The organism is Nocardia thailandica NBRC 100428 (assembly GCF_000308795.1).
GTDB classification, from domain to species: Bacteria; Actinomycetota; Actinomycetes; order Mycobacteriales; family Mycobacteriaceae; genus Nocardia; species Nocardia thailandica.
Map to the genome: position 1 here is coordinate 1 of NZ_BAGK01000217.1, position 13691 is coordinate 13691.

General features: G+C 72.8%; 11 protein-coding genes. 4 read left to right on the forward strand and 7 right to left on the reverse strand.

Annotation, left to right across the window (positions count from 1 at the left end; genetic code table 11):
• The 6 genes from ON36_RS24580 to ON36_RS24605 all read right to left on the reverse strand — a co-directional run.
• Nucleotides 1-4704 (reverse strand): non-ribosomal peptide synthetase (locus tag ON36_RS24580; protein WP_157224997.1); only part of this gene is annotated, 4704 nt, incomplete at its 3' end.
• A gap of 379 nt (nt 4705-5083) precedes the next feature.
• Nucleotides 5084-5866, reverse strand: coding sequence for a precorrin-4 C(11)-methyltransferase (cobM, locus tag ON36_RS24585; RefSeq protein ID WP_043658289.1), 783 nt, complete (start codon nt 5864-5866; stop codon nt 5084-5086).
• A 30-nt stretch (nt 5867-5896) separates the two neighbouring features.
• Nucleotides 5897-6322 (reverse strand): PPOX class F420-dependent oxidoreductase, encoded by a 426-nt coding sequence (locus ON36_RS24590; protein WP_043658291.1) that lies wholly within the window; start codon nt 6320-6322, stop codon nt 5897-5899.
• A 53-nt stretch (nt 6323-6375) separates the two neighbouring features.
• Complete coding sequence (locus tag ON36_RS24595) at nt 6376-7035, reverse strand: DUF8020 domain-containing protein (RefSeq protein ID WP_043658293.1); 660 nt, start codon at nt 7033-7035, stop codon at nt 6376-6378.
• Between the two features lie 128 nt (nt 7036-7163).
• Entirely contained in the window at nt 7164-7781 is a 618-nt protein-coding gene (locus tag ON36_RS24600) for a LuxR C-terminal-related transcriptional regulator (protein WP_043658296.1), read from the reverse strand.
• Nucleotides 7778-8938 carry a sensor histidine kinase gene (locus ON36_RS24605; RefSeq protein ID WP_043658441.1) on the reverse strand — a complete coding sequence of 387 codons (1161 nt, stop codon included), beginning with the start codon at nt 8936-8938 and terminating at the stop codon, nt 7778-7780. Before ON36_RS24605 ends, ON36_RS24600 begins: the two co-directional genes overlap by 4 nt.
• Before the next feature lie 130 nt (nt 8939-9068).
• On the opposite strand from ON36_RS24605, the gene ON36_RS24610 reads away from it, so the two are divergent.
• The 3 genes from ON36_RS24610 (at nt 9069) to ON36_RS24620 (ending at nt 11277) form a co-directional block, all read left to right on the forward strand.
• On the forward strand, nt 9069-10106 hold the full coding sequence (locus ON36_RS24610) for an ABC transporter permease (RefSeq protein WP_043658299.1): 1038 nt from the start codon (nt 9069-9071) through the stop codon (nt 10104-10106).
• A 26-nt stretch (nt 10107-10132) separates the two neighbouring features.
• Entirely contained in the window at nt 10133-10900 is a 768-nt protein-coding gene (locus ON36_RS24615) for an ABC transporter ATP-binding protein (protein WP_052314319.1), read from the forward strand.
• A 107-nt stretch (nt 10901-11007) separates the two neighbouring features.
• Nucleotides 11008-11277, forward strand: coding sequence for a DUF3761 domain-containing protein (locus ON36_RS24620; protein ID WP_043658302.1), 270 nt, complete (start codon nt 11008-11010; stop codon nt 11275-11277).
• Nucleotides 11278-11404: 127 nt separating this feature from the next.
• Here ON36_RS24620 and ON36_RS24625 read toward each other — a convergent pair whose 3' ends face one another.
• Nucleotides 11405-12013 carry an SACE_7040 family transcriptional regulator gene (locus tag ON36_RS24625; RefSeq protein ID WP_043658306.1) on the reverse strand — a complete coding sequence of 203 codons (609 nt, stop codon included), beginning with the start codon at nt 12011-12013 and terminating at the stop codon, nt 11405-11407.
• A gap of 95 nt (nt 12014-12108) precedes the next feature.
• On the opposite strand from ON36_RS24625, the gene ON36_RS24630 reads away from it, so the two are divergent.
• Nucleotides 12109-13686 (forward strand): carboxyl transferase domain-containing protein, encoded by a 1578-nt coding sequence (locus tag ON36_RS24630; RefSeq protein WP_043658309.1) that lies wholly within the window; start codon nt 12109-12111, stop codon nt 13684-13686.
• Nucleotides 13687-13691 lie beyond the last annotated feature (5 nt).

Consider the following 13691-nt stretch of genomic DNA (forward strand, 5'->3'; position numbering starts at 1 on the left):
ATCGAGCTCGCCGTAGGTGACGGTCGCGCCGTCGAACACCACGGCGGGCGCCTCGGGGTCGCGCGCGGCCAGCGCCAGCAGTTCGGGCAGGGTGCGCGCGGGCGCGGCGGGCGGGCCCTGCCGCGAGACCAGCTCGGCGCGTTCGGCGGCGTCGAGCACGTCGATCGCGCCGACGGCCACGGCCGGGTCGGCGAGGATCGCGTCCAGCACGCGGCGCCAGCGCAGCAGCAGTTCCTCGACCGTCGACCGGTCGAACAGGTCGACGGCGTAGGTGAGCACGCCGGTGATGCCCGCGGGCACGCCGGCGACGGTGTGCTCCTCGGTCAGGGTCCACTGCAGGTCGAACTTGGCCATGTCGACCTCGACCTCGTCGGCGTTGACCGACAGGCCGGGCAGCTCCAGGGTGCCGTGCGACATCTCCTGGAAGGACAGCACCACCTGGAACAACGGGTGGCGGGCCTGGGACCGGGTGGGGTTGATGACGTCGACGAGCCGCTCGAACGGCACGTCGGCGTTCGCGAACGCCGACAGGTCGGTCTCGCGGGTACGGGCGAGGAAGTCGGTGAACGGCTGGGCCGGGTCGACGTCGCTGCGCAGGACCAGCGTGTTGACGAACATGCCGATCAGGTCGTCGAGGGCCTGCTCGCCACGGCCGGCGATGGGGGTGCCGACGGCGATGTCGGTGGTGCCCGACAGCCGCGCAAGCAGCACCGCGAGGGAGGCGTGCACGACCATGAACAGGGTGACCCCGTGCGCGCGGGCCAGCGCGGACAGCTGCTCGTGGACCTGCGGGTCGATCTCGAAACCGACCCGGGCGCCCAGGAAGCTCTGCTGCTGCGGGCGGGTGCGGTCGCTGGGCAGATCGAGCTGGTCGGGCAGGCCGTCGAGGGTGCGCTGCCAGTACGCCAGCTGGCGGGCCGCCATGGAGGTCGGGTCCGACTCCGCGCCGAGCAGCTCGCGCTGCCACAGCGTGTAGTCGCGGTACTGCACCGGCAGCGGCGCCCAGCCCGGCGCCTCGCCCGCGGCGCGGGCCAGGTAGGCCGTCGCCATGTCGCGGGCCAGCGGGCCGAAGGAGAAACCGTCCGCCGCGATGTGGTGCACGACGAAAGCGACGGCGTAGTCCGGGGTTCCGTTGGTGCCCGCCCCGGTCACCCGGTAGATGCGCACCCGGATCGGCAGTTCGCCGGTCACGTCGAAGCCGGTGGAGGCGAACGCGACCAGCGCGGACTGCAGCTCGCCGGAGTCGATCGCGGACACGGTGATGCCGAGGTCGACCTCGTCGGCGGGCAGCACCCGCTGGTAGCCGCCGTCGGCGTCGGGGAAGATCGTGCGCAGCGACTCCTGCCGCGCCACCACGTCGTTCAGCGCGGCGATCAGCGCGTCGGGATCGACGCGGCCGCGCAGCCGCACCACGAAGGGCAGGTTGTAGGTCGGCGCGGTCGGGTCGAACTGGTTGATGAACCACATCCGCTGCTGGGCCAGCGACAGCGGCACCTGCTCGGTGTGCGGCTTGGCGACCAGCGCGGGCCGGGAAACCTCGGCGGGCGTGGCGGATTCGGCGCGGGCGGCCAGCCCGGACACGGTCGGGGTCTCGAACAGCGCGCGCACCCCCAGCTGGATGCCGAACGCCGCGCCGACCCGCGCCACGACCTGGGTCGCCACGAGCGAGTTGCCGCCGAGGGCGAAGAAATTGTCGTCCGCGCCGACCCGCTCCTGGGAGAGCACGTCGGCGAAGATGCCCGCCACGATCTGTTCGGCGGGCGTGCGCGGGGCGCGGAAACCGGCGTCGGTGGCGAACACCGGGTCGGGCAGCGCCTTGCGGTCGAGCTTGCCGGAGGTGTTGAGCGGGAACGCGTCCAGCACCATGATCGAGGCCGGGACCATGTAGCTGGGCAGCTTCTCGGCGACGAACCGGGTCAGCGTCTCCGGGTCGGCGGCCTGGCCCGGCGCGGGCACGACGTAGGCGACCAGCTGCTGACCGGTCGCCGTGTCCATGACCAGGACGACGGCCTGGCTCAGGCTCGGGTGCGCGAGCAGGTCGGTCTCGATCTCGCCCAGCTCGATGCGCTGACCACGGAACTTCACCTGGAAGTCGGTGCGGCCGATGTACTCGAGGACGCCGTCGGCGTTCCAGCGCACCAGGTCACCGGTGCGGTACATGCGGGCGCCGTCCCCGAAGGGGCTGGCGACGAAGCGGTCCGAGGTCAGGTCGGGGCGGCCGCGGTAGCCGCGCGCGAGCTGACGGCCCGCCAGATACAGCTCACCCGGAGCGCCGATCGCGGCGGGGCGCAGCCGCGCGTCGAGCACGTACACCTCGACATTCCATTCCGGAATACCGATCGGCACGAGAACGGTGTCGGCCTCGGTGGCCTCCCAGTAGGTGACCGAGACCGCTGCCTCGGTCGGGCCGTACAGGTTGTGCAGGCCGGCCGTGGAGATCGCGCGCAGGCCCGCGGCGGTCTCCGGCGGCAGCGCCTCGCCGATGACGAAGACCGCGCGCAGGGTGGCCAGCTGGGCCCGGGTGGCGTGGGCGACGAACACCGTCAGCATCGACGGCACGAAGTCGGTGACCGTGACCCCGTGGCGGGCGATCATGTCCGCGACGTAGAGCGGGTCGCGGTGCCCGTCCGGGGCGGCGATGATCAGCTTGGCGCCGACCATGAGCGGCAGGAAGTAGCCCCACAGCGACACGTCGAAGGTCGTCGCGGTCTTCTGCAGGTAGACGTCGTCCGCGGTCAACCGGTACTCGTCGAGCATCCACAGCTCTTGGTTGACGATCGCGTGGTGGGTGACCGCGACGCCCTTGGGGCGGCCGGTCGAGCCCGAGGTGTAGATGACGTAGGCCGTGTTGTCCGGGCGCAGCGGGGCCAGGCGGTCGGCGTCGGTCAGCGGGGCGTCGGAGAACGCCGAGGTGTCGAGGCGGTCGATCTCGACCCGGCGCACCGACTCGGGCAGATCCAGGTCGTCGGCCACGGTGGTCAGCACGCAGACCGGTGCCGCGGACTCGAGGATGTAGGCGGTGCGGTCGGCCGGGTGATCGGGGTCGATCGGCACGTAGGCGCCACCGGCGCGCAGCACGGCGTGCATGCCGACGACCAGGTCGAGCGAACGTCGCATGCCGAGCGCGACCAGCGACTCCGGGCCGACACCGTCGGCGACCAGCCGCCGGGCCAGGCGGTTGACCTTCGCGCCGAACTCGGCGTAGGTCAGGGTCGCGCCCTCGAAATCGAGGGCGATGTTGTCCGGCGTACGCGGGATCTGCGCGTCGAGCAGGTCGGGCAGCGTGGTGGTGGGGACCTCGTGGGCCGCGTCGTTCCAGTCGGTGAGCGAGCGCTCCAGCTCGCCCGCCGTGGTGACCGGCAGCGACCACACCGGGGTCGCGGCCTCGGCGGCCAGGAACCGGTCGAAGAACTCCAGGAAGCGCGCGTGGTGGGTCGCGGCCTCATCGGCCGTGTAGAGGTTGGGGTTGGTCTCGAAGTCGATGTGGTGCCGGGTGCCGCCCGCCGACTGGTAGAAGTTGACGCCCAGGTCCTCGATGCTGCCGGTGGACAGCAGGTGGGTGTTGCCCACCAGGTCGCCGAAGCGCAGCTCGTTGTTGAACAGCATGATGTTCACCCACGGGCCGAAGAACTCCGTGGTGACCACGCCGTCACCCGCCGAGTCGCGGCGGATGTCCTCGTGCCGGTAGCGCTGGTGACGCAGCGCGCCGGAGACCTCGGTGGTCGCCTCGCGCAGCAGCCCGGCCACGGTGACGTCGTGGCCGACGGGTAGGCGCAGCGGCACGATGTTGGAGGTGACGCCGCCCGAGCGGCGCATGACCGCGGTGGTGCGGGCGGTGACCGGCAGACTCAGGATCACGTCGGTCGTGCCGGTGATCTGGGCCAGATAGGCCGCGAAACCGGCGATCAGCAGCGTCGCCGGGCTGGCGTCGTGCCGCGCCGCGGCGGCCGCGAGCAGGCCGTCCTGTTCGGGGGTCAGCGCCGCGGAGGCGACGTCGTTGAACGGCGAGGGCGGCGCCGACCGGCCGGTCAGGCTCGAGCCCTCCTCCAGGCCGGCGACCCGCTCGGCCCAGTGCGCCCGGTCGGATTCGAAGCGGGAGCTGTCGCGGTAGGCGATCTCGGACTCGTAGAGCGAGCGCAGGTCGGCGGCCTTGTTCGGCGGCGCCTCGGTGCCGGTGACCTCGGCGGTGTAGAGCTCGGCGGTGCGGGTGACGAAGTTGTTGGCGCCGAAGCCGTCCAGCACGATGTGGTGGACGCGGGCGTACCAGTACCAGTGGTCGTCGGCCAGGCGCAGGGCCGCGGCCTGGACCAGGCGGTCGCGGGCCACGTCGATGGGGCGGCTGTACTCGGCGCGCATCCACGCCTGGGCCGCGGCGGCGGGGTCGTCCTCGCCGCGCAGGTCGACATAGATCAGCGTCGCGTCCTGCGTGGGGTCGATCAGCTGACGGGGCTCCCCGTCGACCTCGACGATGCGGATCCAGCCCGACTCCAGGTCGGTGGCCGCGCCCGCGCTGGCGCGTTCGAGTGCCGCGACATCGAGCACGCCGCGCAGGTCGACGTACTGGGCGATGTTGATCGGCACCTGCGGGTCGACATGCTGCGCGTACCAGATGCCCAGCTGGGCGGGGGACAGCGGGAAGGTCTCCACCGAGCCGTCCCGCACCTCACCAGTTTCGCCGTTGCCGCCGAAATCCAGCCGGTCCAACCCTCTACCTCGCTTCCGGAACACCCGGTGGGCGCTCCCCGACGACACCGCAACGACGACGCCGCCCCACCAGCGCGGCGCCTTGTCCGGAGTGCAGTTCTCGAATCAATCAGGCAAAAATGTCCATTGGCACTATCTGTCGGCCGGACCGCTCTCGTTACATCGCCGAGACCGAGCCCATGGACGGCCGACCGGCAGCGCCGCCGAACTGATGACAAACCATCGCACCAATCTACCGTTGCGCCGGGCGCCCAACCAACCACCTCCATAGCCGGTCGGCATCATGCGAGGTGAGGCCCCGATCCGGGCTCGCCCACACCGTAGGGGCCGTCACACCCCCGCGGCGGCCGGAGCGGCCACACCCCCGCTGAGAGCTGCCTCACATCCCGGTTTCGCGGCCGGCCGGCGCGGTCACCGCCGGGCGAACCCGGGCCGGGTCGTAGAGGTGCGACTCGGCGCAGGCGAGGGCCGGGGTCAGCGCGCGGCCCACCAGGATGACCGCCGCCCGGCGCAGTCCCGCCGCCTCGACCCGGTCGGCGATGTCGGCCAGGGTGCCCCGCAGGACCTGTTCGGCGGGCTGGCCGGCCCGGTAGACCACCGCCACCGGGCAGTCGGCGCCGTAGTCGTCCGTCAGCTGGTCGGCCAGCGCGCGGATCCGGGTGATCGCCAGGTGCAGCACCAGGGTGGCGCCGGTCGCCGCGAAGGCGCGCAGGTCCTCCCCCGCGGGCATCGCGGTGGACCGCACCCGGGTCCGGGTCAGGACAACCGACTGCGCCACCTCCGGCACCGTCAGCTCGGTCCCCAGGATCGCCGCCGCCGCCGCGTACGCGGGCACGCCGGGGGTCACGTCCCACGGCACCCCTGCGGCGTCGAGCCGCCGCGTCTGCTCGGTGAGCGCCGAGTACAGCGACGGGTCCCCCGAACACAACCGGGCGACATCGCGGCCCGCGCGGTGGGCGGCGACCAGGTGCGCGATGATCGCGTCCAGGTCCAGGTGCTGGGTGTCGATCAGCTCGGTCCCCGGCGCGCAGTGCGCGAGCACCTCCGGGTCCAGGTACGTCCCGGCGTACAGGCAGACCGGGCTCTCCCGCAGCAGCGTGACCGCCCGCACCGTGAGCAGATCGGCCGCGCCGGGCCCGGCCCCGATGAAGTGGATGGTCATAGGGAGGCAGTGTACGGACGCCGTACCGGCTCAGGCCGAGACGTCGAAGTGGGCGACGACCTTGGTCGGGCGCACGCGGACGACCAGCTCGCCCGGGGTGCCGTTGCGGCGGCCGTATTCCTCGGCGCGGTCGGGTCCCATGTAGCGGGCGGCGATCACGGTGGCGGTGCGCAGGAGTTCGGCCGGGTCCTCGGACAGGGTGACGGTGCCCTGGACCTCGACCAGGCCGTAGGGCGGCTCCTCCAGGTCGACACAGACGGCGACGCGGGGGTCGCGGGCGAAGGCGCGGCCCTTGGCGGTGTTCTTGCCCGTGTTGAAGACGATCTCGTCGTCCTCGAGGACGAACCAGACCGGCGTCACCAGGGGACGGCCGTCGGCCGCGACGAAGGCGACCTTGCCGGTACGGGTGCCGTGGCCGAGGAATTCACGGACTCGGGAATCGGAGAGGGAGGCCATGGGTCCACCCTAGGGGCGGAGCCACGGCCTCCCCGGTAACCCGACCGCGTGGGTCAGGGCAGGACCTGCGGGATGATCGCCGGGGCCACCGCGCCGACGAGCGCGCCGATGGCCGCGCCGATCAGCGCGTTCGGGCCGCCGACCAGCGCCACGCACGGCAGGTACAGGATCATCGTGGTGATCATCGGGATGCACACCACCGCGCCGATGACCGCGCCGACGCCGGCGCCGATGGCCGCGCCGTTGAGGGCCGGGTCCGAGTACTGGGCGGCCGGGTTGGTGGCGATCGACTTCAGCTCGGTGGTGGCGCCGTCGTCGGCGACCGGGGTCATCGTGAGGCTGCGGCCGTCCGCGCCGACGGTGGTGGCGAGGCGGATGGTGTTGCCGCCCGCGGTGCCAAGGGTCGTCGGGAGCTGCTGGACGACGGTGCCGTCGGCCTTCTCCACCGCGACGCTGGAGGCGTCGGCGGCGAGCACGAAGCGGCCGTTGTCGACGGTGGCCGAGATGGTGCGCAGGTCGGGAGTCACGCTGGTGCGGTAGCCGATGCCGTCGGCGTCGAAGGACGCGGACAGCCCCTGGGCCAGCCGGGCCTGTTCGGCGGCGTCGTCGGCCGACGCGGTACCCGCGCCCGCCAGCGTTGCGGCGACGACGGCCAGCGGCAACACGCCGACGAGCGCCCTGCGCCCGGCCCGCGCGACAGTGTGGTGGAACATGAGTGCGACTCTCCCCTCCGACGCCCCCGAATGGCCGGGTGGGTCGAAATATGCTGGTGGTGGACCCCATGAATTCGTCACCGACCGGCCCCGCGGATGGCCGCCGACGCGGCGGGCGCCCGGCCGGCTCAGATCGCGCCCTGCTCCCGCGCCGTGGCCACCGCCGAAGTCCGTGACCGCACACCGAGTTTCGCGTAGATGTGCACGAGGTGGGATTTCACCGTCGTCTCCGACAGGAACAGTTCCCGCGCGATCTCGCGGTTGGACAGCCCGGCCGCGACCAGGCGCAGCACCTCCACCTCGCGCGGGCTGAGCGTGGTGTCGGCCCGCCGCACCCGGGTCATCAGCCGCGAGGCCACCGTCGGCGACAGCACGCTCTCCCCCGCCGCGGCCGCGCGCACCGCGGCGAGCAGCTCGGGCGGCGGCGTGTCCTTGAGGAGGTAGCCGACGGCACCGGCCTCGATCGCGCCGAGGATGTCGGCGTCGGTGTCGTAGTTGGTGACCACGAGGACGTTCGGCGGGTCCGGCAGCGCGCGCAGGTCGGCGGTGGCCGAGGCGCCGCCGCGGCCGTCGCCGAAACGCAGATCCATCAGCACCAGGTCGACCGGGGCGGCGGCGCAGAAGGCCACGGCCGCGTCGGCGTCGGCGACGTCGCCGACGACACGGATGTCCTCGGCGGCCTCGAGCAGGGCGCGCAGGCCGGCGCGCACGATGGCGTGGTCGTCGGCGAGCAGCAGGCGGATCACGCCGCACCGCCCAGCGGGAAGGACACCGTGACCGCCGTGTGCCCGGGTTCGGATTCCACCGTCATCCGCCCGCCCTGCTGGGCGACCCGGCTGCGCATGGCGGTCAGGCCGTAGGAGCCGGACCCGGGGTCGCGCAGGACCGCCGGATCGATGCCGCGCCCGTCGTCGACGACGTCGAGGTGGACGTCGGTGTCGGCGTAGGTGAGCGTGACCCGCATCCGCCCCGCGTCCGCGTGCTGGACGACGTTCGCGATGGCGCTCTGGGCGATCCGCAGCAGCGCCGCCTCGACCGCCATGGGCAGCCGCTCGGGCTCGCCCTCGACCAGCAGCTGGGTCCGGCGGCCGGGCGCCTCGGCGCGGGCGCAGAGCCGGGCGAGGGCGTCGGCGAGGGAGCGGTCCTCCAGCGCGGCGGGCGCGAGTCCGGCGATGAGGCGGCGGGTCTCGGCCAGGTCCTCGGCGGCGGTCTCGCGGGCCAGGCGGATGCGGTCGGCCGCGGGGTGGTCGGGCGCGGCCTGTTCGGCGGCGTAGAGCAGCAGCTGGATGCTGCTGAGTCCCTGGGCGACGGTGTCGTGGATCTCCTCGGCCAGGCGTTCGCGTTCGGCGAGCCGGCCCGCGGTGCGCTCGCGGTCGGCGAGAACCGCTCGGGTGCCGATCAATTCGTCGATGAGCCGCTGCCGCTCGGCGGCCTCGCGGTAGAGCGCCTGGTAGCCGAAGCCGATCCCGACGGCGACCGCCGCGCCGAGCACCGGCCCGATGACCGCGCCGATCGACCACCCGCGGTGCGCCGCGAATCCGGCGACCCCGATCGCGGTGACGGTGGCGACCATGGCGAGGTTCCCCGGGCGCGGCACGAGGTGCAGGTAGAGGAAGAACAGGCCGAAGGACAGGTACACCGCTTCGGGCGTCAGCGCGAGCAGCGCCAGCCACAGCGCCGTCAGCGCGATCAGCCACGCGGCGACGCGCCGCGGCCTGCCCGCGAGCCCGCCGCCGACGAAGTAGACCGCGAGCCACAGCGCGGTCAGCGCGACCACCGCGACCGGGTGCGGCGCGCCGGGCAGCAAGGCCCGCACGGCGACGACCACGGCCAGCACCGTGACCAGCACGTGCAGCCCCAGCCGCAGCGTGGTCACCACGGGAGCCAGGGGGGACGCATGCACGCCGTCCAGCTTATGGGTGGCAACCGGCACGGCATCCATCGAAAGATGTAAACACGCGCCGACCAACGATGGACCGCGATTCCTGCCGCGGTGCGATGGCCGGGCGGCCCGGTCCGGCCAGGCTGGAGTCATGTTCGTCGCTCTCCGTGATCTCCGGGCCGCCCGCGGCCGGTTCCTGCTCGTCACCGTCGTCGTCCTGCTGGTGGCGCTGCTGGTGAGTTTCCTCAGCGGGCTCACCGCGGGGCTCGCGCATCAGAACGTGTCGGCGGTGCGGCAGCTGGCGGGCGACCGGATCGTGTTCGCCGACGACGGCGCCGACCCGTCCTTCGACTCCTCGGTCCTCACCGAGGACCGGATCGCGGAATGGCGCGCGCCGGGCGCGACGGTCGACCCCGTCGGCATCTCGCGGACGCGGGCCGAGTCCGCCGGCGGCGCCCCGGTCCAGGTGGCGCTGTTCGGCGGCGACGCGGCCGCGTTCGGCAACCACCCGGCAACCGAGCCGGGCGCGGTGTCGCTCAGCGCGGGCGCCGCGCGCGACCTCGGCGTCGGCGCGGGCGCGACGGTGACGTTGGCGGGCCGCGACTTCCGGGTCGCCGCGGTGGCGGGCGACGACTGGTACAGCCACGTGCCGGTGGTCTGGACGACGCTGGCCGACTGGCGGTCGGTGAGCCCGCGCGCGGGTGCCGCGACCGTGCTGGCGGTCTCCGGCGGCCCGGCGGACGACCCGGCGGGTACCCGCTCGGTGCCCGCGGGTGACGCGGTACGCGCGATCGGCTCCTATCAGGCGGAGAACGGCTCGCTCACCCTCATGACCGTCCTGCTGTTCGCCATCTCCGCCCTGGTGATCGGCGCGTTCTTCACCGTCTGGACGGTGCAGCGCACGCCGGACGTCGCCGTCCTCAAGGCGCTCGGCGCGACAACGGGTTCGCTCCTGCGCGACGCCCTGACCCAGGCGGCGGTCGTCCTCGCCGCGGGCACCGCCGCCGGCCTGGCGATCACCACCGTCGCGGCCGCGTTCCTCGGCGACGCCCTGCCGTTCGTCCTGTCCCCCGCGACCACCGTGCTGCCCGCGCTCGCGCTGATCGGGCTCGGCCTGCTCGGCGCGGCCGCCGCGTTGCGCTTCCTGTTCACCACCGATCCCGTGACCGCGCTCGGCGCGGGCCGCTGACCCCGCCGACCCCCCGGAGGCCCACCATGCCAACCGCCCTGCACCTCACCGGCGTCACCCTCACCTATCCCGACGGATCCGGCCGCCTGACCGCCCTCGACCACGTGGACCTGCACGTCCCCGGCGGCACCGTCGCCGCAGTGACCGGCGTTTCCGGCTCGGGCAAGTCGAGCCTGCTGGCCGTGGCCGCCGGCCTGGTCCGCCCGGATTCCGGCGCGGCGCTGCTCGACATCGACGGCGGCGCGATCGATCTCGCGCGGGCGTCGCGGCGCACCGCGGCCCGGGTGCGCCGCGAGTCCATCGGGATCGTCTTCCAGCAGCCGAACCTGCTGCCGTCGCTGACCGCGCTGGAGCAGCTCCAGGTGACCGAGCACCTCGGGCAGCGCTGGTTCGTCCCGCGCGCCACCCGCCGCGCCACCCGCACGCGCGCCCTCGAGCTCCTCGACGCGGTCGGCCTTGCCGACCAGGCGCACAAGCGACCCGCGCAGCTCTCCGGCGGGCAGCGCCAGCGGGTGAACATCGCGCGTGCCCTGCTGCACGACCCGGCGCTGCTGGTCGTCGACGAGCCGACCAGCGCGCTGGACTCCGCCCGTGGCGCCGCGATCATCGACCTGATCACGACCCTGGCCCACGCCCACCGCGCCGCGACCGTCCTGGTCACCCACGACCCGACGCACCTGCATCGCATGGACGCGGTGTACCGCATGTCGGACGGGGTGCTCGCCGATTGCCGGGCGGCGACCCCGGCGCCGCCCACGGCGGCGCCGGAGGCTCGGACACCGTTGGCGCGTTAGCGTTTTCGACGGAGTAAACCCGGACGAGTCCGCCTGCTGCCTAGAATCCTCCCGTTTGCCGGATGTTCCCGGCGAACCCGAAATCTGTTCCGCTGTAGAGGATTCACATGTCACCGAAGCTCGTGTCCTGGTTGTTCGCCATCGTCGTCGGAACGGGCGCGGTGCTCGCGGCACCGGCCACCGCCTCGCCCTTCGTCGCCGCCGGTTGCCCGGCCGGCCAGTACGAGAACTCCGACAACCAGTGCGTCCAGCGGCCGCAGAGTTCCCCGACGGCGCCCGCGGGCGCCACCGCCCGGTGCAAGGACGGCACCTATTCCTTCAGCCAGCATCGCCGGGGCACCTGTTCCGGCCACGGCGGCGTCGCCGAGTGGCTCTGAGCCGGTGAACAGATCCCCGCTCGTCCGCTGACCGCGTCGCGGGTGGGCGGGGATCGAAAGCCTTCGCATCCAGCGCCTTCCGCGCGGCGAGCGGTTCGTGGCCACCGGAGCGGGATCGCGCCGAGGCTTACGAGGCGGGGGCCTGGCGCAGTGCCGACAGGGCCATGTCGCGCAGGATGGGGCGGGACTTCGCGGCCGAGGCCGCGGGCGCGCTGTACGGGGTGGAGTTGATGAGACCGAAGGTGGCGTGCGCCTGGACGCGCGCCGATTCCTCGGCCAGCCCGGGGTGGAGTTCGCGCAGGACCCCGACCCACAGCTCGACGTACCGCCGCTGGGTCCGGCGCAGGACGCGGCGGTCGGCGGCGGGGACGTTGTCCAGGTCCCGGTCCTGGATGCGGATGAGCTCGCGGTCGTTGAACGCGAAGTCGAGGTGGAAGTCGATCAGGCCCTCCAGCGCCTGCGCCGGGCCCTCAGCCGCGGCGACGACCGCGCTGCCGCCGTCGAGCAGCCGCTCACTGACCCCGACCAGCAGCTCGACCAGCAGTGCCTCCTTGTTGTGGAAGTGCCGGTAGACCGCGGGCCCGCTGATCCCCACGGCCGCGCCCAGGTCGTCGAGCCGGACTCCGAGGAAACCGCGATCGGCGATCAGCCGCGCGCCCGCCGCGAGCAGCTGCTCGCGGCGCTGTGCCTTGAGCTGGTCGCGACGGGTGGTCGGGGCTTCGTCGGGGGCGGCCAAGGAAGTTTCCCTTCGGCGGTTCTGGACAACTCGGTTAGTCGATATTAACCTGAATTTCAGTTATCAGCGATTAACTCAACTGGCAGGATGGCGTGATGACCACCACCGGCGAGAACCGCGCCGCGCACCGAGCGTTACTGGCCGAGCTCCGCGAGCGCACCGACCGGGCCGCCCTCGGCGGCCCGGCGAAGTCGCGCGAACGCCACGTCGCGCGCGGCAAGCTGCTCGCCCGCGAGCGCATCGACCACCTGCTCGACCCGGGCAGCCCCTTCCTCGAGCTGGCCCCGCTCGCGGCCGAGGGCATGTACGACGACGAATGCCCCGGGGCGGGCGTGGTGGCGGGCATCGGCCGGGTCTCGGGCCGCGAGTGCCTGGTGCTGGCCAACGACCCGACGGTCAAGGGCGGCACCTACTACCCGATGACGGTCAAGAAGCACCTGCGGGCGCAGGAGGTCGCCGCGCAGAACCACCTGCCGTGCGTCTACCTGGTGGAGTCCGGCGGCGGGTTCCTGCCCCGGCAGGACGAGGTGTTCCCCGACCGGGACCACTTCGGGCGCATCTTCTACAACCAGGCGAACATGAGCGCGCGGGGCATCGCCCAGATCGCGGCCGTGCTCGGCTCCTGCACCGCGGGCGGCGCCTACGTACCCGCCATGGCCGACGAGGCGGTCATCATCCGCGACCAGGGCACCATCTTCCTCGGCGGCCCGCCGCTGGTGAAGGCGGCGACCGGCGAGGTCGTCACCGCCGAGGAACTCGGCGGCGGCGCGCTGCATTCGCGCACCTCCGGCGTCACCGACCACCTGGCCGAGAACGATCAGGACGCGCTGCGCATCGTCCGCGACATCGTCGCCACCCTCGGCCCGCGCCCCGCCGCGCCGTGGGAGGTGCTGCCCAGCACCCCGCCCGCCAAGGACCCCGACGAGCTCTACGACGTCGTGCCCGTCGATCTCAGGACCCCCTACGACGTGCGCGAGGTGATCGACCGGATCGTCGACGGCGGCAGCGGATTCCACGAGTTCAAGGCCGAGTACGGCAAGACGCTGGTCACCGGCTTCGCGCGCATCCACGGCCATCCGGTGGGCATCGTGGCCAACAACGGCGTGCTGTTCAGCGAATCCGCCATGAAGGGCGCGCATTTCATCGAGCTCTGCGACAAGCGCAAGATCCCGCTGCTGTTCCTGCAGAACATCACCGGTTTCATGGTCGGCCGCGACTACGAGGCGGGCGGCATCGCCAAGCACGGCGCCAAGATGGTCACCGCGGTGGCCTGCGCGCGGGTGCCGAAACTGACGGTGGTCATCGGCGGCTCCTACGGCGCGGGCAACTACTCCATGTGTGGACGCGCGTATTCGCCGCGCTTCCTGTGGATGTGGCCGAACGCGCGGATCTCGGTGATGGGCGGCGAGCAGGCGGCCTCGGTGCTGGCCACGGTGCGCGCCGACCAGCTGGAGAAGGCGGGCACCCCGTGGCCCGACGAGGAGCAGGAGGCGTTCAAGGCGCCGATCCGCGACCAGTACGAGACCCAGGGCAACCCGTACTACGCGACCGCGCGCCTGTGGGACGACGGCGTCATCGCCCCGGACCGCACCAGAGACATGCTCGGCCTTGCCCTTTCGGTGTGCGCCCAGGCGCCGCTGGATCCTGTTTCCTACGGCGTCTTCCGGATGTGAGCGCG